This window comes from Pseudomonas sp. IB20 (genome assembly GCF_009707325.1).
GTDB lineage: Bacteria > Pseudomonadota > Gammaproteobacteria > Pseudomonadales > Pseudomonadaceae > Aquipseudomonas.
Genome location: NZ_CP046103.1, coordinates 4,965,833 through 4,986,938 on the forward strand (window position 1 = coordinate 4,965,833; position 21,106 = coordinate 4,986,938).

Genomic DNA, 21,106 nt, shown 5'->3' on the forward strand with positions numbered 1-21,106 from the left:
AATTATTTGCGCAACAGGCGCAGGCCATTGAACACCACCAGCAGGCTCACGCCCATGTCGGCAAACACCGCCATCCACATGGTCGCCATGCCGAGGAAGGTGACCGCGAGGAAAATCGCCTTGATCACCAGCGCCAGGGCGATGTTCTGCTTGAGGATACTCGACGTTTGCCTGGAGAGCCGAATGAAAGCCGGGATCTTGCGCAAATCATCGTCCATCAAGGCCACGTCGGCGGTCTCGATTGCCGTGTCGGTACCGGCGGCGGCCATGGCAAAACCGATCTCGGCGCGGGCCAGCGCCGGAGCGTCGTTGATACCGTCGCCGACCATGCCCACGCGGTGGCCTTGGCCGTAGAGGGTTTCGATGGCTTGCAGTTTGTCGGTGGGCAACAGGTCGCCCTGGGCCTGGTCGATGCCGACCTGGGCGGCAATCGCTTTGGCGGTGTGGGCGTTGTCGCCGGTGAGCATCAGGGTTTTGATGCCCAGCTCGTGCAGTTGCTGGATGGCTTCGCGGCTACTGTCCTTGACCGTGTCGGCGACGGCGAACAGCGCCAGCGGGCCGGATTTATCGAGCAGCAACACCACGGACTTGCCTTGTTTTTCCAGGGCGAAGAGCTTTTCTTCCAGCTCAGGTGAGCACAGGCCAAGGTCTTCCACCAAGCGGTGGTTGCCCAAGTGGTAGGTTTCGCCGTTGATATCACCGCGCACACCGCGACCGGCCAAGGCCTCGAAGTTATCCACAACGTGGCTCGGCAGGTTTTTATCCACAGCCGCGTTGGCGATGGCCAGCGACACCGGGTGGTCGGAACGCCCGGCCAAACTGGCGGCCAAGGACGGTGCGCTGTCTTCGACAGTCGGGAACAGTGCCAGGTAGTCGGTCTGCACCGGTTTGCCGTGGGTGATGGTGCCGGTCTTGTCGAGGGCCAGGTAATCGAGTTTGTAGCCGCCTTCGAGGTACACGCCACCTTTGATCAGGATGCCTTTGCGCGCCGCTGCGGCCAGGCCGCTGACGATGGTGACCGGCGTGGAGATCACCAGCGCACATGGGCAAGCAACCACCAGCAGTACGAGGGCGCGATAGATCCAGTCAAACCAGGCACCCGCCATGAACAGCGGCGGAATGAGCGCCACGCCCAAAGCAAACAGGAAGACGGCTGGGGTGTAGATCTTCGAGAAGCTGTCGACAAACCGCTGGGTCGGCGCCCGCGCGCCTTGAGCCTGTTCCACGGCGTGAATGATGCGCGCCAGGGTGGAATTGTTCGCCGCTGCGGTGACTTTGTACTCCAGGGAACCGGCCTGGTTGATAGTGCCGGCGAAGACTTTGTCGCCCACGCCCTTTTCAATCGGCAGGCTTTCACCGGTGATCGGCGCTTGGTCGATGGTGGATTGGCCAGCGGTGACTTCACCGTCCAGGCCAATGCGCTCGCCGGGCTTAACCCGCACGATGGCGCCAAGCTCGATGCTTTTAACTTCTTTTTCGACCCAAGTACCGTCAGCCTGCTGCACCGTGGCCTGTTCCGGGGTCATCTGCATCAAGCCACTGATGGCATTGCGCGCACGGTCCAGGGACTTGGCTTCGATCAATTCAGCCACGGTGAACAGGAACATCACCATCGCCGCTTCCGGCCATTGACCGATCAGCACGGCGCCGGTCACCGCGATGCTCATCAGCGCGTTGATGTTCAGGTTGAAGTTTTTGAGCGCGATCCAGCCCTTTTTATAGGTGGTGAGGCCGCCGCTGAGGATCGATACCAACGCCACCAGCGCAATCACCCACGTCGGGGCTACGCCGGTGAAATGCAGCACTTCAGCGCCCAACGCGCCGACACCGGACAGCGCCAGCGGCCACCAGTGTTTCTTGGCGGGCGGCGCGGCGGCTGGGGTGCCTTCTTCGATGGGGTCGGCCTGCATGCCGATGGATTTGATCGCTTCGATGATCGGCGCGGTGCTCGGCAGGTCATGGGTGACGCCAAGGATGCGGTTGATCAGGTTGAATTCCAGCTGCTGCACACCGGCCAGTTTGCCCAGTTTGTTCTGGATCAGCGTCTGCTCGGTGGGGCAGTCCATGGCTTCGATGCGAAAGGTGCTCAGCCGCGAGCCGGCGGTCGGGGCTTCGCTCAGCGTGACCACGGCAGGCGCAACCTTGCTGGAACAGCAAGCGTCGCCATGGCTGGCATGGTCATGCTGTTTGACGGGCGTCAGTTTGGCGCCGTGGTCGTGACTATGGTCATGATCATGGTCGTGCGGGTGATCATGCGGTTTGGGGGTGTGGATGGAATCGCTCATTCTGTCGCGTCCGTAAAGGTGCCTGTTGCCAAGTAAAGACCCTGTAGCCACTATAGGGTCAAGCACCCATTTGGAGATTGCTGCGATGAAGATCGGCGAATTGGCCAAACTGACCGACTGTCAGGTGGAAACCATCCGTTATTACGAGAAAGAAGGCCTGCTGCCGCCCCCGGCGCGCACCGATGCCAACTACCGCGTGTACACCCAGGCGCACACCGAGCGGCTGATCTTTATCCGCAACTGCCGCAGCCTCGACATGACGCTTGAGGAAATCCGCAGCCTGCTCGGGCTACGCGACAGCCCTCAGGACCAGTGCGAAAGCGTGAATGCGTTGATCGACGAACATATCCACCACGTGAAAGCGCGGATCGATGGGTTGTTGGCGTTACAGGAGCAATTGCTGGACCTTCGCCAACGCTGCGGCGGTGGGCCGGGCCTGGATCAGTGCGGGATTTTGCAGCGGTTGGAAGTCAGCGGGAGTGTCGCGGCCAGCGAGGCTGAGCCTTCGCATGTGGGCAGGAGCCACGGGCACTGATTCAGCTTGGTAACCGAATACTATTGTGGGAGCTGGCTTGCCTGCGATAGCGGTGGATCTGGACGTTCGCGGCAAGCCAGCGCCCACATAAGCCAGCTCTCACATTTAGACAGGGGCCATCTTTAAATAGCCACGTCAGCCTTGATGCTTGGGTCAGCGTCATAACCGACGATTTCGAAGTCTTCAAACTTGTAGTCGTAGATCGACGCAGGTTTGCGTTTGATCACCAATTCCGGCAGCTTCTTCGGCGTGCGCGCCAGCTGGGTCTGGATCTGTTCCATGTGGTTGCTGTAGGCGTGGGTGTCGCCGGTGGTGACGATGATCTCGTGCGGGATCAGGTCGCATTGCTGGGCCAGCATGTGGGTCAGCAACGCCAACGCGGCGGTGTTGTACGGCAGGCCGAGGAATACGTCGGAGCTGCGGATATACAACTGCATCGACAGATGGCCGTCATGCACGAACGCCTGGTAAAGCAGGTGGCACGGCGGCAGCGCTTGCTTGCCGTTGCGTGCGTTTTCCTGCGGGCTCTTGGTTTCGTCCGGCAGGTATTCGACGTTCCAACCGTGGAACAGGATGCGACGGCTGTTGGGGTTGTTCTTCAACGTGTCGACCATGTAGTCGATCTGGTTGATCTTGCCGCCATCTTTGGTCGGCCAGGCGGTCCACTGCTCGCCGTACACCGGCCCCAGGTCACCGTCTTCGGTGGCCCATTCGTCCCAGATTTTTACGCCATTTTCGTTGAGCCACTTGATGTTGGTGTTGCCGCTCAACATCCAGATCAGTTCGTTGGCGATGCTTTTGAAGTGAAGCTTCTTGGTGGTCAGCAGCGGGAAGCCGTCGGCCAAGTTATGCCGATACTGACGGGCAAACACGGCCTTGGTGCCGGTGCCGGTGCGATCGCCCTTGGTCAATCCATTGGTCACGACGTCGTTCAGTAGTTCGAGATATTGCTTCATGTGAGTACCCGTATCGTTGAAGCCGAGGCTATGCAAAAGCCTCGGCATTCGAATTTAAAGCGCGGTGTTCTTGATGCCTTGCGGGCGGTTGTAAGCCCACCACAACAGGCCCAGGCCCGCCAGAATCATCGGCATGCTGAGGATCTGACCCATGGTCAACCAGCCCCACGCCAGGTAGCCCAGCTGTGCATCCGGCACACGGACAAACTCGACGATGAAACGGAAGATCCCGTAGAACAGCGCGAACATCCCCGACACCGCCATGGTTGGGCGCGGCTTGCGCGAGAAGATGTACAGAATCAGGAACAGTGCCACACCTTCCAGGGCGAACTGGTAGAGCTGCGACGGATGGCGCGGCAATTGCGCCGGGTCGCTGAACGGCGGGAACACCATCGCCCACGGCACGTCGGTCGGCTTGCCCCACAACTCGGCGTTGATAAAGTTACCAATGCGCCCGGCACCCAGGCCAATCGGCACGAACGGCGCGACGAAGTCCATCAGTTGGAAGAACGACTTGCCGTTGCGGCGGCCGAACCACCAGGCGGCGATCATCACGCCGACAAACCCGCCGTGGAATGCCATGCCGCCCTTCCACACCTCGAAGATCAGTGTCGGGTTGGCGATATAGGCCGACAGGTCGTAGAACAATACATACCCCAGACGCCCGCCGACGATCACGCCCATCGACATCCAGAACACCATGTCGGAGAGCTTCTCCTTGGTCCAGGTCGGGTCGAAACGGTTCAGGCGCCGGGAAGCCAGCAGCCAGGCACCGCCGATGCCGATCAGGTACATCAACCCGTACCAATGGATTTGCAGCGGACCGATGGCCAAGGCCACCGGGTTGATCTGCGGGTAAGGCAGCATTGCGACTCCTCGTTAAATCAATAGTCATGGCGCACCGGACCATGCCGGTGTGCGATTAAGCCTGCGTTACAGCGCTTTAAATAAGAGTCCACACGCGCCTAATAGCCCGGCATGTTAACGGATGGAAGGCGTGCCGCCCAACTTCGATACGATGGAACGCCTGCCGTTGTATGGGTAGAGTGAAGAAAAACACAAAAGGGATCGCCTGATGTGCCTGATTGTTTTCGCCTGGCGGCCGGGCCATGCCCAACCGCTGATCGTCGCGGCCAACCGTGATGAGTTCTACGCCCGCCCCAGCCTGCCGCTGGCCCAGTGGCCGGATGCGCCGCACATCTACGCCGGCCGCGACCAGGAAGCAGGCGGCACCTGGCTTGGGGTGAACGCCGACGGGCGTTTTGCCGCCCTGACCAATATCCGCGACCCGCACCAGCCGCCCGCACGCAAGTCCCGTGGCGAGTTGGTGGCGCGCTTTCTCAGTGGATCGCTACCGATTGACGACTATTTAACCGACGTTAACGGAAGATCGATCGAATATGCCGGCTTTAACCTGCTGATTGGCACACGAGATGAGCTGTGGCACTACAACGCCAACCAAACCGACCCTACGCGGCTCGAGGCTGGGGTGTATGGGTTATCCAACGCCGGGCTGGATACGCCGTGGCCGAAGCTGCTCAAGGCCAAGGCGGCGTTGAGCGATTTGCTGGAAAACCCGCAGCCGGAGGCTTTGCTGGACATTTTGAGCGACCCACAGACCGCGCCGTTTGCCGACTTGCCGGACACCGGCGTTGGGCTGGCGACAGAGAGTTTGTTGTCGAGTGTGTTTATTGCCAGCCCCAGTTACGGGACGCGGGCGAGTACGGCGTTGATTGTGAATGCCGACGGCACACGGCGGATGGTGGAGCGCAGCTTCGGGCCGTTGGGTGGCCGGCTGGGTGAAGTCGAACTCAACATTTAGCGGTGACTGGACTGGCGCCATTGCAGGCAAGCCAGCTCCCACAGTTTGGAATGCATTCCCCTGTGGGAGCTGGCTTGCCTGCAATGGCCGCGCCTCGGTCTAGAGGGTTTTCGCCGAAGCCGGGTTAATCATCCGCGTCAGCCCCAGGTTTTTCAGCGCCAATTGCAGCGAGCTGTGGATAACTTGCGGGTTGTCGATGGTCATCAGCTCGGCCAGCAATTCCTTGGCCATGCTCAAATTCACCTGACGCAGCATCCACTTCACCTTCGGCAAGTTGGTGGCGTTCATCGACAGGCTGTCAAAGCCCATCGCCATCAACAGCACCGCCGCCGCCGGGTCGCCGGCCATTTCACCGCAGATGCTCACCGGCTTGCCTTCGGCATGGGCGTCGCGCACCACGTGTTGCAGGGCTTGCAGCACCGCCGGGTGCAGGTAGTCGTAGAGGTCGGCCACCCGTGGGTTGTTGCGGTCCACGGCCAGCAGGTACTGGGTCAGGTCGTTGGAGCCGACCGAGAGGAAGTCCACCTGCCGCGCCAGCTCTTTAGCCTGGTACACCGCTGCCGGGATTTCGATCATCACGCCAATCGGCGGCATCGGCACGTCAGCGCCTTCGTCGCGCACTTCGCCCCAGGCGCGGTGGATCAAGTGCAGGGCTTCTTCCAGCTCATGGGTGCCGGAGATCATCGGCAGCAGGATGCGCAGGTTATTCAAGCCTTCGCTGGCCTTGAGCATGGCGCGGGTTTGTACGAGGAAAATTTCAGGATGGTCGAGGGTCACGCGAATGCCGCGCCAGCCAAGGAAGGGGTTGTCTTCCTTGATCGGGAAGTAAGACAGTGACTTATCGCCGCCGATGTCCAGGCTGCGCATCGTCACCGGCAAGGGGTGGAAGGCGGACAGTTGCTCGCGATAAATCGCCAGCTGCTCCTTCTCACTCGGGAACCGTTGGTTGATCATGAACGGCACTTCGGTGCGGTACAGCCCTACCCCTTCGGCGCCGCGCTGTTGCGCGCGGGCCACATCGGCCAGCAGGCCGGTGTTGACCAGCAGCGGTACGCGGTGGCCGTCGAGGGTCACGCACGGCAGTTCGCGCAGCGAGTCGAGGCCCAGCGCGAGTTGCTTCTCTTCTTCCACCACCTCGGCGTATTGCTTGCGCAGCAGCTCGCTGGGGTTGGTGAAGACTTCACCGCGATGGCCGTCGACGATCATGTCGATGCCGTCGACCTTGGAGTACGGCAGGTCGACCAGGCCCATCACCGTCGGAATGCCCATGGCGCGGGCCAGGATCGCGACGTGGGAGTTACCCGAACCCAATACCGAGACCAGGCCCACCAGTTTGCCTTCCGGCACTTCGCCAAGCATGGTGGCGGTCAGCTCTTCACTGATCAGGATGGTGTTGTCGGGGTAGACCAGGTTGGTGGTGCGGTCTTCCTGCAGGTAGGCCAACAGACGGCGACCGAGGTCACGGACGTCCGAGGCACGCTCGCGCAGGTAGGCGTCGTCCATCAATTCGAAACGGTTGACGTGATCGGTGACCACCTGGCGCAGCGCGCCCTGGGCCCACTGGCCGGTCTTAATCACGGTTTTGACTTCATTACCCAGGGACGCGTCGTCGAGCATCATCTGGTACACGTCGAACAGCGCGCGCTCTTCGGGGCGCAGTTGCGTGGCCAGTTTGGTCGAGAGGTTGCGCATGTCGGCGCGCACGCCTTCCAGGGCAGTCTTGAACAGTTTGATTTCAGCGTCGATGTCGTTGACGGTCTTGTCCGGCACCACATCGAGGTCGGCCGGTGGCAGCATGACCACCGCCGTACCAACGGCAGCACCCGGCGAACCGGGCACGCCGACGAACTTAGCTTCCTGGATGCCCTTGCCCTGGCGCCCCAGGCCGCGAATCGAACCCGTCGCCTCGGCGTGAGCAATAACCCCGGCAAGCTGCGCGCTCATGGTCACGAGGAAGGCTTCTTCACCTTCATCGAACTGGCGGCGTTCTTTTTGCTGGATGACCAACACGCCGACAACGCGGCGGTGGTGGATGATCGGTGCGCCGAGGAACGAGGCGTAGCGCTCTTCACCGGTTTCGGCAAAGTAGCGATAACGCGGGTGATCGGCCGCGTTTTCAAGGTTCAGGGGTTCTTCACGCGTCCCCACCAGGCCCACCAGACCTTCATTGGGCGCCATGCTGACCTTGCCGATGGAGCGCTTGTTCAGGCCCTCGGTGGCCATCAGCACAAAACGGTTGGTCTCAGGGTCCAGCAGGTAAACCGAGCAGACCTGGCTGCCCATGGCTTCCTTGACGCGCAACACAATAATCCCCAACGCCGCCTTGAGATCCTTGGCGGAGTTAACTTCCTGGACGATCTTGCGCAGCGTATTGAGCATGGCTCGGGGTCGAACTCCGTCGTCAGTCGCGCGCTAAAAGGCGCGGGGCAAGTTCTTTGAGAGCGCGACGATAAACCTCGCGCTTGAATGTCACCACCTGGCCCAGCGGGTACCAATAGCTGACCCAACGCCAGCCATCGAACTCCGGTTTACCGGTCAAATCCATCCGCACCCGCTGCTCGTTGGAGATCAGGCGCAGGAGAAACCATTTCTGCTTCTGGCCGATGCACAGCGGTTGGCTGTGGGTACGCACCAGGCGTTGCGGCAAACGATAGCGCAACCAGCCCCGCGTACAGGCCAGAATTTGCACATCTTCACGCTCAAGGCCGACTTCTTCGTTCAACTCACGGTACAAGGCGTCTTCAGGGGTTTCGTCGGGGTTGATTCCGCCTTGAGGAAACTGCCAGGCATCTTGGTTGATTCGGCGAGCCCATAGCACCTGTCCGGCATCATTCGTAAGAATAATCCCGACATTAGGACGGAAACCATCGGGGTCGATCACGGCAACAACCTCGCAAACGCATGTCGCCGCATTGTTCCACAAAGGTTGTTCCAGCGGCAACGAGGCTTCTTACCTTATGTGCACTCTTGTGAAAAGACCGTATTCTGGACGCCTTTTTACAGACTTTTCAGCGAGTAACTGCAATGCGCCTGGCTTTATTCGACTTGGACAACACGCTTCTGGGCGGTGACAGCGATCACGCCTGGGGCGATTACCTCTGCGAACGCGGGATTCTCGACGCGGTGGCCTACAAGGCCCGCAACGACGAGTTTTACCAGGACTACCTGGCCGGCACGCTGGATAACGCCGCTTACCTGAACTTCTGCCTGGAAATCCTCGGCCGCACCGAGATGGCCCAGTTGGACGAATGGCACAACGACTACATGCGCGACTGCATCGAGCCGATCATGCTGCCCCAGGCAGTGGAACTGCTGGCCAAGCACCGCGCTGCCGGCGACAAGCTGGTGATCATCACCGCCACCAACCGCTTCGTCACCGCGCCAATTGCTGCACGCCTGGGCGTCGATACCCTGATCGCCACCGAGTGCGAGATGGAGAATGGCCGCTACACCGGGCGCAGCACCGATGTGCCGTGCTTCCGTGAAGGCAAGGTGACGCGCTTGAATCGTTGGCTGGAAGAAACCGGGCACAGCCTGGAAGACAGCTATTTCTATAGCGACTCGATGAATGATTTGCCACTGCTGGAGCAAGTGACCCACCCGGTGGCGGTGGATCCGGATCCGAATTTGCGGGCTGAGGCCCAGAAGCGCGGCTGGCCGGTGATAACACTGCGAAGCTGATGGCCCCATCGCAGGCAAGCCAGCTCCCACACCTAGATTCGTGAATACATTCAAGTGTGGGAGCTGGCTTGCCTGCGATGAAGTCGACTCAGTCCCAAGCCCTACATCGGCTTAGCCACCATCAAATAGAAAATCACCATAAACGCCAAAAACGCCGGCCAGCCCAGGCCAAACCACCAGCGCATATAGGTCGTCGCCTTGATCGGCATCGCCGTGCCGTCGCGCAACGCCTGCTCCGCCATCTTGTGCACACGAATCTGCAACCACACCACCGGCAACCAGCAAACCCCAGCCAGGCAATACAGGCCGACGGTCCATTGCAGCCAGCTCTGCTGCATCGACCAACCCGCCAAGTGCATCAAGCCAACCCCGCTTAAGGGCTGGAACACCGCCGTGGTTGCGGTAAACGCCCAGTCAGCGAACACCAGGTGCTTGAACGTCACGGCGATGACTTCAACGTTGCCGCTGCGCCAGGCGCGCAAGGCATAGTAAGCCGAGCCCGCGCCCAACCCGAATAGAATGGTCGAGGAAAGGATATGCAGGGTTTTCAGCAGCAGGTACGCGCTCATCGACGAGGCTCATTCAAAAAAGGTTCAGTCCAAAGAAGCCATACAGTCGCCACCATCAGCACCAGGTTCTTGGCGACGGCGGCATAAGGGTCAAACCAGTAATGGGGCAGAACAAAGCTGATAAACACGGTGTAACCGGCCATCAGCAGCAGTTGCAGGGTCAGGGCCTGCCTGCGCCAGCGCTTCACCAGCAAGCCCAGGCCCAGCAGGGCATCGCAGGCCGAACCGCCGATAACAGCGAGTGTCGCCCAAGTGCCTTGCACGCCCGCCTCGGCCATGATGCGCAGGCCCCAGTCGTAACCCGGGCCAAGGCAGACCGCTGCGGTGCCCAGCCAGATCAGCACCATCACCGCCAGCATCAGAGGGCGGACAGTGCGCTGGCTGCTGATGGCCGCGTTCGGCCAATCCTGCAGGCGCGAGGCCAGCGGCGCGGCGGTATAGCCGCAGACCGAGGCCAGCACCTCGGGGTCGGCCACATTGTCCTGTTGCGCCAGGGCGATACTTTGTCGGTTCAAAACCTGCCAGCCCAGGCGATCACCCAACCAACCGCCCAACCTCAGCAGCGGCACTTGCACGTAGCGGCCCGCCTCCCAGCCTTGAGCCGCGCGCAGGTGGTCAACGACCTGCGACAGCCGCATCGGCTCGGGCCCCACCAACGGCAGCACCATTGATTCAGCAGGCCACTGGCGCAGCAGGGCCATTACCGCACCGACCAGATCGTCGATATGCACGGGCTGCACCTGGGCCTTGAGGTCGAGCAGCGGAATCAGCGGCCAAGGCGAAAGCCCGGCCAGCCACGCACTGCTGGTGCCGCCCGCGCCCACCACCAATGAAGGCCGAAGCACCACAGCGGTTATGCCCAGACTGAGCAGATAATCATCCGCCAAGCCTTTGCTGGCCAGGAACGGCAGGTCGGATTGCGCCGCAGCGCCCAAGGCGGAAATCTGCAACACCCGCACGCCACGCTGAGCGGCCAGATCAAACAGCACGCGAGTGCCCTGATCCTGCACCCGGCTCAACTCAGCCACATCCACGCTGAGCAGGCCCGCCGCATTGATCAATAAATCAACAGATTCAGGAAAGACAAAGTGCTCGGGGTCGACAGCCAGGCGGCCCAGGTCCAGCGAACGCCACTCAACCCCCGGCCAACTCTGGTGTTGAGGCGTTCGAGAGGTCGCGATCACGCAGTGCCCGGCGTGCTGCAAGGCGCGCAACAGATGGCGGCCCACAAACCCTGTGGCGCCGACCAGAAGGACGTTCATGAAGCCCCTTTAGACCGGCTTGGCGCCCATCAACCCGGCAATCGCCACAAACCCCACCAGGCTGACCACGGCCAGCGCCAGGGTGAAATTCAGGCTGCCACCGACGCCCAGGCGCAGGCGGTTAAGCCGTGCCACCAGCCAGAACCAGGCCAGCGCCGCCACGGTGTAGAGGATGCTGGAACCCAGAATCCAGGTTTGCCCCAGCGGCCAGCCGATCAAATGCGCCAGCCACCAGCCGGTGAATGGCATGCTGACCATGCAAACCCCCATCAGCAGCCACACAAATGCCCACGGGCGTTGCACGGTAACCGCCGGGCCGGCACTGCGCTTGCGCCAGGCCAGTACCGCCAGGCCCAGGCCACAGAGCAACAGCAACACAGTGGCGGTGATGTGGATAACTTTTAGGGTGGTCAGCGTTTCCATGGTCTTGATTCCTTATAGGCCGCTCAGTCAGCGTAGTCGCTCAACCGAGGAACAGCTGGTAGGCCGGGTTTTCGCTTTCATCCCAGTACGGGTAGCCGATTTGCGCCAATGCGGCCGGCACCAAATGGCGCTCGTCCGCCGGCACTTGCAAGCCGGCGACCACACGGCCGTCGGCCGCGCCGTGGTTGCGATAGTGGAACATCGAGATGTTCCAGCGCCCGCCCAATTTGTTAAGAAAGTTGAACAGCGCGCCCGGGCGTTCCGGGAATTCGAAACGCAATACCAGCTCGTCGCTCACTTTCGCCGCGTGCCCACCGACCATATGACGAATGTGCAACTTGGCCAGTTCGTTCTCGGTCAGGTCCAGCACCGGGAAACCCTGGCTGGTGAGGCTGGCGATCAACGCGCTGCGCGGGTCGTTTTCCGGGTGAGTCTGCACGCCAACGAAGATGTGCGCCTCGCGGCCGGAGTGGTAGCGGTAGTTGAATTCGGTGATCTGGCGCTTGCCCACGGCCTCGCAGAAGGCCTTGAAGCTGCCCGGCTGCTCGGGGATGGTCACGGCGATGATAGCTTCGCGGCCTTCACCCAGCTCGGCGCGCTCGGCCACATGGCGCAGGCGGTCGAAGTTGACGTTGGCACCGGAGTCGATGGCCACCAGGGTTTGCCCGGTGATGCCTCGGGTCTCGACATACTTCTTGATCCCCGCCACACCCAATGCGCCCGCCGGCTCGGTGATGGAGCGGGTGTCGTCGTAGATGTCCTTGATCGCCGCGCAGATTTCATCGGTGCTGACGGTGATCACTTCGTCCACATAGTCTTTGCAGATGTCGAACGTGTGCTGGCCGATCTGCGCCACCGCCACGCCGTCGGCAAAGATACCGACGGTCGGCAATACCACGCGCTCACCGGCAGCCATGGCGGCTTGCAGGCAGTTGGAGTCGTCCGGCTCGACGCCGATGATCTTGATCTCCGGGCGCAGGTATTTCACGTACGCCGCAATACCGGCAATCAGCCCGCCGCCGCCCACTGGTACGAAAATCGCGTCCAGCGGCCCCGGGTGCTGGCGCAGAATTTCCATCGCCACGGTGCCCTGCCCGGCAATGGTGTGCGGATCATCATAGGGGTGAATGTAAACGTAGCCTTTTTCGTCGACCAGTTTCAGCGAGTAGGCCAGGGCTTCCGGGAAGGAATCACCGTGCAGCACCACTTTGCCGCCACGCGAACGCACGCCTTCGACCTTGATCTCCGGGGTGGTCTTGGGCATCACGATAGTGGCCTTGACCCCCAACACCTTGGCCGCCAGGGCCAGGCCTTGGGCGTGGTTGCCGGCAGACGCGGTGACCACGCCGCGCGCGCGTTCTTCAGCGCTCAGTTGGGTCAGCTTGTTGTAGGCGCCCCGAATCTTGAACGAGAACACCGGCTGCAAGTCTTCACGCTTGAGCCAGACCTTGTTGCCCAGCCGCTCGGAGAGCTGGCGCGCGGTCTGCAAGGGGGTTTCTACGGCAACGTCGTAAACGCGCGAGGTGAGGATCTTTTTGACGTACTGTTCAAGCATCGGAAAGCATCACTGGGCGGGTTGGGCAGGGCCAAGGAGTCTAACCCAGCGTTTAGCCGGGCGACCACACGAATCCCGAGGTTTTGTTGGGTTATACTCGCCGCCCTCGATAATTCCCCGCCCGTTCCGGAGCCCGCATGACCCAGGATCAACTCAAACAGGCAGTGGCCCAGGCCGCCGTCGATTTAATCCTTCCTAAACTCGACGACAAAAGCATCGTCGGCGTCGGCACCGGCTCCACCGCCAACTGCTTTATCGATGCGCTGGCCCTGCACAAGGGCGCGTTTGACGGCGCCGTGGCCAGCTCCGAAGCCACCGCCGCGCGCCTCAAGGGCCATGGCATTCCGGTGTACGAGCTCAATACCGTGAGCGACCTGGAGTTCTACGTCGACGGCGCCGATGAAAGCGACGAGCACCTGAACCTGATCAAAGGCGGCGGCGCAGCCCTGACCCGCGAGAAGATCGTCGCGGCCGTGGCCAAGACCTTTATCTGCATCGCCGACGCCAGCAAGCTGGTGCCGGTACTCGGCGCGTTCCCGCTGCCGGTGGAAGTGATCCCGATGGCCCGCAGCCACGTGGCCCGCGAGCTGGTGAAACTGGGCGGCGACCCGGTGTACCGCGAAGGCGTGTTGACCGATAACGGCAACATCATCATCGACGTGTTCAACCTGCAGATCACCAACCCGGTGGAGCTGGAAACCCAGATCAATGCGATCGTCGGTGTGGTGACTAACGGTTTGTTCGCCGCGCGCCCGGCTGATGTGTTGCTGCTGGGCACCTCTGAAGGCGTGAAAACCCTCAAGGCCTAAAGCTCACCGCCTGGCTTTGTGTGGGAGCTGCGGTGCGACGATTCGACTTGCCTGCGATAGCATCGCCTCGGTTTAACTGACACACCGCACCGCAGTTCCCACATTTGATTCCATTGTCCGAAAGATCCATGTAACAAAAACGCTACTTTTCGCAGCATCCCCCTCCAAAATCGTGCGCCAAGCCTCGGCAGCCAACTGGCGATCACCCCGCAGTTGGGCGTTTACGCCGAGGTGAACAGCCGCCTTGGGCATGCCGAAGGCAGCCAGACCGGCTATTCGCTGGGTGTGCAGTGGATGTTTTGATCAGGGCTTTTTGAACACGTAAAACAGGTTAGGCTCGCTGACCAGGTACAAGCTGCCGTCATCGTCCATGGCGATACCTTCGGCCTGGGGCACACGTTTTTGCAGACCATGGCGCCCGTTGAGCAGAGAAAGGCTGCTTAACGGGCGACCGTCGATGTCCAACTCCAGCACCAAAAACGACTCATCCGACAGCGCCAGCAAATGCCCGCTGCGCTCGTTGTATTGCAAGCTCGACAGGTCGCGCACAAACAGCCCGGCATCACGCTTAGGGTTGTTGATCACGTGCACCGAGTAGGTTTTTTCCGGCTTGAAATGCGGGAAACCGTGGACCTCGTAGATCAGCATCGGGTCGCGCTCCTTGGCCACGAACAGGCGTTTACCTACCGAGTCATACGCCAGGCCCTCGAAACCCTTGTTACCGCCGATGTGCACACCCAAGGTCATCTGCTCTGCGTCGGCAGCATCAAGGAACTGGGTGTCGTCATTCACATGCACCTTGATCAGCCGCTGCTGGGCTTCATCGCTGATGACGTAGATGTTGTCGCTGATGAACTCCACCGCCTCGGCATCGCCAAAGCCCACCAGCGCAATGCGCCGCAAGATCTTGCCGTCCAGGGACAGCTCGACCAGCTCGGCGTTTTTGTTGGTGACGGTAAACAGGCTTTTTCGCACCGGGTCGTAAGTGAGTGCCGAGACGTCATCGTCGAGGCCTTCGATCACTTTGGCTTCCAGGCTGACACGGTAATCGGCCAGGCCGATGGAGCGCTCATTGGCGGGCTGGCCCCACGCCTGCCAGTTGAACCACGCGCGTTCGAACAAGCGAAATTGCTGTGCGACCACCGCGCCGGTGACCAAGGCGATCAGCAACACCAAAAAAAACGCGGGTTTGGGGCGGGTAAGTCGGCGCATCAGGCAAGCTCAACGTCAAAAAGTGGCGAATGAATATCACGCCTGTCTGAATTTAAACTTAAACGCAGCCGACTGCCTGGCGAATGACGCTCCTAGCGCTGTATCCGACGTAATCGTCAGTTATTTCTGTTTCTCGAAGCGATAAAACAGGTTCGGCTCACTGACCATGTACAACGTGCCGCTCTCATCCATGGTCACGCCTTCCGCACGCGGGATGGTGTGCTTGAGGCCGTTGAAGCCACCGAGCAGGGTCATGAAGCTCACTTGCTCGCCCTTTGCATCCAGCTCCAGCAACAGGTGGGAGTCGGCCGACAGCACCAGCAAGTGCCCGGTGCGCGGGTCGACATCCAGGGCCGAAAGGTTGCGCATGTCCAACTCGGTGCTGGCGACTTTTTGCTTGTCGCCTGTCAGCGTGGCGCCATCGCTTTTCCAGGTAAACAGCGCAGGTGGGCGCTCTTCGCCGAGTACGATTTGCTGGTTGCGCTTGTCCCAGGCGATGCCTTCAAACGCTTTGTTCTGGTCCTTGGACGGGCCGAGGTCGTAGGTCTTGAAGTCAGCGATGTTCAGTTGTTGAGTGCCGGCATCGACTGTCACCACGGTGAGCGTGTGCATGCGCTCATCGACAATGGCCATCAAGCCATTCTCCATCACCGTCAGGCCTTCCGGGTTATTCCAGCCATTGAGCGGCATTTTGCGCAGCACGTCGCCTTGCAGGCTCAACTCAACCAGGAACGGGTTTTTGCCCATCACAGAAAACAGGGTTTTGGTCTGCGGGTTGTAGGCCAGGTCCGAAGCCTCGTCCTTCTCCATGCCGGGCAGCAACTTGCCGTCGATGACCGCGTGATAGTCCGGCAGCCACACACTGGCTTGTTGTTCGGCCGGCGTCTCAAAGCGCTCCGCCACCCACAGCGCACCACGATCGTCCCAGTGCATGAGCCAGGCAACGCCATACACAATCGCCCCGGCGAGGAACAGCCAGGAATACCAGCGCAGGGCAAAACGTGAACGGGGCTTGGGTGCAGCGGTGGGCAAGGTCACGGCCATTGAGCGCTTTTCCGGAAAGTCAGCGTTAGGTGATAGCACAGGATCAACAGGCCTGCGCGCAGGAGGCTGGAATTATCCGGATGGTGTGTGAAAAAAATGCAAAAGCCTGGGATTCTGAGGATGTACTCAATCGAATGTGGGAGCTGGCTTGCCTGCGATAGCATCACCTCAGTATCACTGATACACCGAGGTGTCCGCATCGCAGGCAAGCCAGCTCCCACATTTGAACTGCATCCAGCCTTTAGCGAACGCTGCTTTCGAAGCGGCTCACGCCCGCCAACTCCAGCACCAACTCATCCCCCACATTCAACGGCCCCACACCCGCCGGGGTGCCGGTGAGGATCACGTCGCCGGCCTGCAGCGAGAAGCAGCCGGCCATGTGCTGGATCATCGGGATGATCGGGTTGAGCATCTGCGCGCTGTTGCCGTCCTGGCGCACTTGGCCGTTGATGGTCAGGCGGATGCCGATGTCGGTCACGTCCGCAAAGGTGCTACTCACCACAAACGGGGCAATCACAGCGGCGCCGTCGAACGACTTGGCGATTTCCCACGGCAGGCCTTTGGCTTTCAGCTCGGCCTGCTTGTCGCGCAGGGTCAGGTCCAGGGCCGGGGCGAAGCCGGAGATGGCGTCCAGCACTTCTTCACGGCTGGGTTTGGTCGACAAGGGCTTGCCGATCAACACCGCGATTTCCGCTTCGTAATGCACCGAACCGCGCTCGGTAGGGATGGTGAAGCCGCCTTCCAGTGCGACCACGCAGCTGCCCGGTTTGATGAACAGCAGCGGCTCGGTCGGCACCGGGTTGTCCAGTTCCTTGGCATGTTCGGCGTAGTTACGCCCGATGCACACCACTTTACCCAGGGGAAAGTGGATGTTGGTGCCGTCGACATACTTGTGCTGGTAGCTCATGGAACGACTCCTTCAGGGGCGATTAAACAGCGAAGATCTTGCCAGGGTTCATGATGCCGTTAGGGTCGAACACCGCCTTCACTGCCTTCATGTATTCGATTTCAACCGGTGAGCGGCTGTAGGTCAGGTAATCGCGTTTGGTCATGCCTACGCCGTGCTCGGCGGAGATCGAGCCGTTGTACTTCTGAACGGTTTCGAACACCCACTTGTTGACGGTGGCGCATTTGGCGAAGAACTCGTCCTTGCTCAGGTTTTCCGGCTTGAGGATGTTCAGGTGCAGGTTGCCGTCGCCGATGTGGCCGAACCAGACAATTTCGAAGTCCGGGTAGTGTTCGCCGACGATCGCGTCGATTTCCTTCAAGAACGCCGGCACTTTGGAGACAGTGACCGAAATATCGTTCTTGTATGGGGTCCAGTGGGAAATGGTCTCGGAGATGTACTCGCGCAGTTTCCACAGGTTGTGCAGCTGGGTTTCGCTTTGGCTCATCACGCCGTCCAGCACCCAGCCCTGCTCGACGCAGTGCTCGAAGGTTTCCAGGGCGTGGTTGGCAACTTCTTCGGTGGTGGCCTCGAATTCCAGCAGCGCGTAGAACGGGCAGTCGGTTTCGAACGGCGCGGGTACGTCGCCACGGCCCATGACTTTGGCCAGGGCTTTGTCGGAGAAGAATTCGAAGGCGGTCAGGTCCAGCTTGCTCTGGAACGCATGCAGCACCGGCATGATCGAGTCGAAATCAGTGGTGCCGAGCACCATGGCGGTGAGGTTTTTCGGCGCACGGTCCAGGCGCATGGTGGCTTCCACCACGAAACCCAGGGTGCCTTCGGCGCCGATAAACAGCTGGCGCATGTCGTAGCCGGTGGCGTTCTTGATCAGGTCGCGGTTCAGTTCCAGCACATCACCTTTGCCGGTGACCACTTTCATGCCGGCCACCCAATTGCGGGTCATGCCGTAGCGAATCACCTTGATCCCGCCGGCATTGGTACCGATATTGCCGCCAATCTGGCTCGAACCCGACGAAGCGAAGTCCACCGGGTAGTACAGGCCTTTCTCTTCGGCGACGTTCTGCAATTGCTTGGTGACCACGCCCGGCTGGCACACGGCGGTGCGGTCGGTGAGGTTCACGCCGAGAATCTGGTTCATGTAGTCGAACGACACGACCACTTCGCCATTCGCCGCCACAGCAGCAGCCGACAGACCGGTGCGGCCACCCGACGGCACCAGTGCCACCTTGTGTTCATTGGCCCAACGCACGATGGCTTGCACCTGTTCGGTGGTCTTGGGGAACACGATGGCGCTAGGCGCGGGCGCGAAGTGCTTGGTCCAATCCTTGCCGTAAGCCTCCAGGGAGTCTGCATCGGTCAGCACTTTGCCAGGCTCAACCAGGGTCTTCAGCTCATCAATCAGGGCAGGATGGGTCATCGACAGAACTCTCGAACAATTCATGGTCATCCTGAGAACGCTTCACGTCGCAGGAATAGGTGTTTAGCGGGGCGCGTATGCTAGCATACCGCCCCCGCAGGACAGAGCCCAAGGGCGTTCTGCGGTGACGGCTTTCCTGCCGTCCGGGTCAGCTCTTGTGCACTGATTCAAGGCACTAACTGCTCGATTCCCTGCCATTTTTCTCCGGGATACAGGTTTACGCAGATGAGCAAGACTTCTCTCGATAAGAGCAAGATCAAGTTCCTTCTTCTGGAAGGCGTCCACCCATCGGCTGTCGACGTACTGAAAGCCGCTGGGTACTCCAGCATTGAGTACATCACCAGTTCTCTGCCGGAAGCCCAGTTAAAGGAAAAGATCGCCGACGCGCACTTTATCGGCATTCGCTCCCGCACTCAGCTGACCGAAGAGATCTTCGACCACGCCAAGAAACTCGTGGCTGTCGGCTGTTTCTGCATCGGCACCAACCAGGTCGACCTTAACGCTGCACGTGAGCGCGGTATCGCGGTGTTCAACGCACCGTACTCCAACACCCGTTCCGTTGCTGAACTGGTGCTGGCCGAGGCCATCCTGCTGTTGCGCGGTATCCCAGAGAAAAACGCTTCCTGCCACCGTGGCGGCTGGATCAAAAGCGCGGCCAACTCTTTCGAAATCCGCGGCAAGAAGCTGGGTATCGTCGGTTACGGCTCGATCGGCACTCAACTGTCGGTGCTGGCCGAAGGCTTAGGCATGCAGGTGTTCTTCTACGACACCCTGACCAAGCTGCCATTGGGTAACGCCACTCAGGTGTCGAGCCTGACCGAGCTGCTGGGCATGTCCGACATCGTCACCCTGCACGTTCCGGAAACCGCTGAGACCCAGTGGATGATCGGCGAGAAGGAAATCCGCGCCATCAAGAAAGGCGGCATCCTGATCAACGCTGCACGTGGCACCGTGGTTGAGCTGGACGCCCTGGCCGACGCGATCAAGGACAAGCACCTGATCGGCGCCGCGATCGACGTGTTCCCGGTGGAGCCACGCTCCAACGACGACATCTTCGAAAGCCCGCTGCGTGGCCTGGACAACGTGATCCTGACTCCACACATCGGCGGTTCCACCGCTGAAGCCCAAGCCAACATCGGCCTGGAAGTGTCGGAAAAACTGGTCAAGTACAGCGACAACGGTACGTCGGTGTCTTCCGTCAACTTCCCGGAAGTGGCGCTGCCGGCTCACCCTGGCAAGCACCGCCTGCTGCACATCCACCAGAACATCCCTGGCGTGATGATGGAGATCAACAAGGTCTTCGCGGAAAACGGCATCAACATCTCCGGTCAGTTCCTGCAGACCAACGAGAAGGTCGGCTACGTGGTGATCGACGTCGACGCCGAGTACTCGGACCTGGCGCAAGAGAAGCTGCAGCACATCAACGGCACGATTCGTAGCCGCGTATTGTTCTAAGGCTTTAAACGCTGCATAAAAAATGGGAGGCCCGCAGGGGTCTCCCATTTTTTTGTCTGAACAAATCTTACTTAACGTTAACCGTGATCACCTTCGAGGCTACAGTAGGGTTGAACTGCATGTGCAGTTTGTCGCCAGCTACCAGTTGCAGTGTGTGCTTGCCTGGGGTGAGGGTCAGCTGGGTTTCGGTCTGGGCCTTGCCGTAGTGGATCACGGTGTCGGTGGCCGGGATCGGCACGCTGGCGTCCGGCAGCTCTTTCTGGTCAATCAGCAGGTGGTGGTGGCCGGTGCCTGGGTCCTGGCTGGTCGCCGGGGCCAGCTGCAGGCCTTCCATGCCGAATTTGACGGTGAAGGTTTTATCGACGGTGGCGCCGTCTTTTGGCGACACGATAAACACTTTGGCACCTTCAGGTGGCGCACTGCGCGGAATACCGTCAGCCGCAGTAGCCAGCATCGAAGCACCCAGCAACAGGCTGGCCAGGGTGGCACGGGACAAAAAGGCTTTCATTCGCTTCTCCAGTTTTTCTATGAAATCTGTAGGGTTATGACAACTTCGCGACAAATTGCTGTCCAAGGCACTGAACACCATAGCAAAGCGATGCTGATCGGCGCCTCGCACAGACGAATTCTTTAGGAGCGACCATGCGCTTTTCGCCTGGCCTTGTACTTTTACTGCCCCTTCTGAGCCCATTGGCTCACGCCGAATTGATCGATGATGTGTTTGATCGCGGCGAACTGCGCATCGCCCTGGAGGCCAACACGCCGCCATTCAACTTCAAGGACGGCGACAAGCTCACCGGTTTTGAAGTGGAACTGGGCGAGCAACTGGCGAAGGAAATGGACGTGCGCCCCTCGTTTATCACCACCGATGACACTGACCTGCTGCCGGGCGTGGAAACCGGCAAGTACGACGTGGCCATCAACCATATCGCTATGACTGCCGAGCTGAAGGATCGTTTCGATTTCAGTGAGCCTTATCGGGAAAAGCCTGAGCTGGTTATTCCGTTCCAGAAGGGCAACCCGGCGTTCAAAAGCAGCTTGGACAAGGCATTACAGCACGTGAAGGCCGATGGTCGACTGAAGGCGCTGGCGCAGAAGTGGTTTGAGAACGATACGAAGGCCGAATAAATACTCGGTCAATGTGGGAGCTGGCTTGCCTGCGATAGCGACGCAG

At 60.3% G+C, this 21,106-nt stretch carries 20 protein-coding genes and 1 pseudogene; 7 read left to right on the plus strand and 14 right to left on the minus strand.

Annotated elements, in window-relative coordinates; all coding sequences use genetic code 11:
* Positions 1 to 2 precede the first annotated feature (2 nt).
* The gene (locus tag GJU48_RS23220) at positions 3 to 2,285 is read right to left on the minus strand and encodes a heavy metal translocating P-type ATPase (protein ID WP_094949199.1); all 2,283 of its coding nucleotides are present in this window, start codon (positions 2,283 to 2,285) and stop codon (positions 3 to 5) included.
* An 85-nt stretch (positions 2,286 to 2,370) separates the two neighbouring features.
* Between GJU48_RS23220 and cadR the strand changes: the two genes are divergently transcribed.
* Positions 2,371 to 2,820: a Cd(II)/Pb(II)-responsive transcriptional regulator gene (cadR, locus tag GJU48_RS23225; protein ID WP_094949200.1), complete on the plus strand. Its 450-nt coding sequence runs from the start codon at positions 2,371 to 2,373 to the stop codon at positions 2,818 to 2,820.
* 122 nt (positions 2,821 to 2,942) lie between these two features.
* Here the strand turns inward: cadR and GJU48_RS23230 are convergent, their stop codons facing one another.
* Positions 2,943 to 3,776: a thymidylate synthase gene (locus GJU48_RS23230; RefSeq protein WP_094949201.1), complete on the minus strand. Its 834-nt coding sequence runs from the start codon at positions 3,774 to 3,776 to the stop codon at positions 2,943 to 2,945.
* A 54-nt stretch (positions 3,777 to 3,830) separates the two neighbouring features.
* Positions 3,831 to 4,643 carry a prolipoprotein diacylglyceryl transferase gene (lgt, locus tag GJU48_RS23235; RefSeq protein WP_094949202.1) on the minus strand — a complete coding sequence of 271 codons (813 nt, stop codon included), beginning with the start codon at positions 4,641 to 4,643 and terminating at the stop codon, positions 3,831 to 3,833.
* 208 nt (positions 4,644 to 4,851) lie between these two features.
* Here lgt and GJU48_RS23240 point away from each other — a divergent pair, with 208 nt between their 5' ends.
* A complete protein-coding gene (locus GJU48_RS23240) occupies positions 4,852 to 5,598 on the plus strand; it encodes an NRDE family protein (RefSeq protein WP_094949203.1) in 747 nt (248 codons plus the stop codon).
* Positions 5,599 to 5,697: 99 nt separating this feature from the next.
* On the opposite strand, the gene ptsP is transcribed toward GJU48_RS23240, so the two are convergent.
* Positions 5,698 to 7,977 carry a phosphoenolpyruvate--protein phosphotransferase gene (ptsP, locus tag GJU48_RS23245; RefSeq protein ID WP_094949204.1) on the minus strand — a complete coding sequence of 760 codons (2,280 nt, stop codon included), beginning with the start codon at positions 7,975 to 7,977 and terminating at the stop codon, positions 5,698 to 5,700.
* Positions 7,978 to 7,999: 22 nt separating this feature from the next.
* The gene (locus GJU48_RS23250; RefSeq protein ID WP_003176750.1) at positions 8,000 to 8,479 is read right to left on the minus strand and encodes an RNA pyrophosphohydrolase; all 480 of its coding nucleotides are present in this window, start codon (positions 8,477 to 8,479) and stop codon (positions 8,000 to 8,002) included.
* Between the two features lie 143 nt (positions 8,480 to 8,622).
* Between GJU48_RS23250 and GJU48_RS23255 the strand changes: the two genes are divergently transcribed.
* Entirely contained in the window at positions 8,623 to 9,279 is a 657-nt protein-coding gene (locus GJU48_RS23255; protein WP_094949205.1) for a histidinol-phosphatase, read from the plus strand.
* A 101-nt stretch (positions 9,280 to 9,380) separates the two neighbouring features.
* Here GJU48_RS23255 and GJU48_RS23260 read toward each other — a convergent pair whose 3' ends face one another.
* Genes GJU48_RS23260 through ilvA form a run of 4 tightly spaced genes read right to left on the minus strand, consistent with a single transcriptional unit; the run spans position 9,381 to position 13,088 of the window.
* Positions 9,381 to 9,848 (minus strand): DUF2269 family protein, encoded by a 468-nt coding sequence (locus GJU48_RS23260; protein WP_094949206.1) that lies wholly within the window; start codon positions 9,846 to 9,848, stop codon positions 9,381 to 9,383.
* Positions 9,845 to 11,110 carry an SDR family oxidoreductase gene (locus tag GJU48_RS23265; RefSeq protein ID WP_094949207.1) on the minus strand — a complete coding sequence of 422 codons (1,266 nt, stop codon included), beginning with the start codon at positions 11,108 to 11,110 and terminating at the stop codon, positions 9,845 to 9,847. The genes GJU48_RS23260 and GJU48_RS23265 overlap by 4 nt, the downstream gene beginning before the upstream one ends.
* A 9-nt stretch (positions 11,111 to 11,119) precedes the next feature.
* On the minus strand, positions 11,120 to 11,533 hold the full coding sequence (locus tag GJU48_RS23270) for a DUF2269 family protein (protein ID WP_094949208.1): 414 nt from the start codon (positions 11,531 to 11,533) through the stop codon (positions 11,120 to 11,122).
* A gap of 40 nt (positions 11,534 to 11,573) precedes the next feature.
* Positions 11,574 to 13,088, minus strand: coding sequence for a threonine ammonia-lyase, biosynthetic (ilvA, locus tag GJU48_RS23275; RefSeq protein WP_094949209.1), 1,515 nt, complete (start codon positions 13,086 to 13,088; stop codon positions 11,574 to 11,576).
* Positions 13,089 to 13,225: 137 nt separating this feature from the next.
* Between ilvA and rpiA the strand changes: the two genes are divergently transcribed.
* Positions 13,226 to 13,897 carry a ribose-5-phosphate isomerase RpiA gene (gene rpiA / locus GJU48_RS23280; protein WP_094949210.1) on the plus strand — a complete coding sequence of 224 codons (672 nt, stop codon included), beginning with the start codon at positions 13,226 to 13,228 and terminating at the stop codon, positions 13,895 to 13,897.
* Positions 13,898 to 14,080: 183 nt separating this feature from the next.
* A pseudogene (locus GJU48_RS25420) lies at positions 14,081 to 14,200 on the plus strand (hypothetical protein); the annotation flags it as partial.
* On the opposite strand, the gene GJU48_RS23285 reads toward GJU48_RS25420, so the two are convergent.
* The 4 genes from GJU48_RS23285 to GJU48_RS23300 form a co-directional block, all read right to left on the minus strand.
* Positions 14,201 to 15,109, minus strand: a complete 909-nt coding sequence (locus GJU48_RS23285; RefSeq protein WP_094949212.1) for an SdiA-regulated domain-containing protein — start codon at positions 15,107 to 15,109, stop codon at positions 14,201 to 14,203. It abuts the pseudogene before it with no gap.
* A gap of 120 nt (positions 15,110 to 15,229) precedes the next feature.
* Positions 15,230 to 16,153, minus strand: a complete 924-nt coding sequence (locus GJU48_RS23290) for an SdiA-regulated domain-containing protein (RefSeq protein ID WP_094949213.1) — start codon at positions 16,151 to 16,153, stop codon at positions 15,230 to 15,232.
* Between the two features lie 241 nt (positions 16,154 to 16,394).
* The gene (locus GJU48_RS23295; RefSeq protein WP_094949215.1) at positions 16,395 to 17,060 is read right to left on the minus strand and encodes a fumarylacetoacetate hydrolase family protein; all 666 of its coding nucleotides are present in this window, start codon (positions 17,058 to 17,060) and stop codon (positions 16,395 to 16,397) included.
* 22 nt (positions 17,061 to 17,082) lie between these two features.
* Positions 17,083 to 18,477, minus strand: a complete 1,395-nt coding sequence (locus GJU48_RS23300) for an FAD-binding oxidoreductase (protein WP_094949216.1) — start codon at positions 18,475 to 18,477, stop codon at positions 17,083 to 17,085.
* A 225-nt stretch (positions 18,478 to 18,702) separates the two neighbouring features.
* Here GJU48_RS23300 and serA point away from each other — a divergent pair, with 225 nt between their 5' ends.
* The gene (gene serA, locus GJU48_RS23305) at positions 18,703 to 19,932 is read left to right on the plus strand and encodes a phosphoglycerate dehydrogenase (RefSeq protein ID WP_010167810.1); all 1,230 of its coding nucleotides are present in this window, start codon (positions 18,703 to 18,705) and stop codon (positions 19,930 to 19,932) included.
* 67 nt (positions 19,933 to 19,999) lie between these two features.
* Here serA and GJU48_RS23310 read toward each other — a convergent pair whose 3' ends face one another.
* Positions 20,000 to 20,440 carry a DUF4399 domain-containing protein gene (locus tag GJU48_RS23310; protein ID WP_094949217.1) on the minus strand — a complete coding sequence of 147 codons (441 nt, stop codon included), beginning with the start codon at positions 20,438 to 20,440 and terminating at the stop codon, positions 20,000 to 20,002.
* 134 nt (positions 20,441 to 20,574) lie between these two features.
* Here GJU48_RS23310 and GJU48_RS23315 point away from each other — a divergent pair, with 134 nt between their 5' ends.
* On the plus strand, positions 20,575 to 21,060 hold the full coding sequence (locus GJU48_RS23315; RefSeq protein ID WP_094949218.1) for a transporter substrate-binding domain-containing protein: 486 nt from the start codon (positions 20,575 to 20,577) through the stop codon (positions 21,058 to 21,060).
* Positions 21,061 to 21,106: the final 46 nt, after the last annotated feature.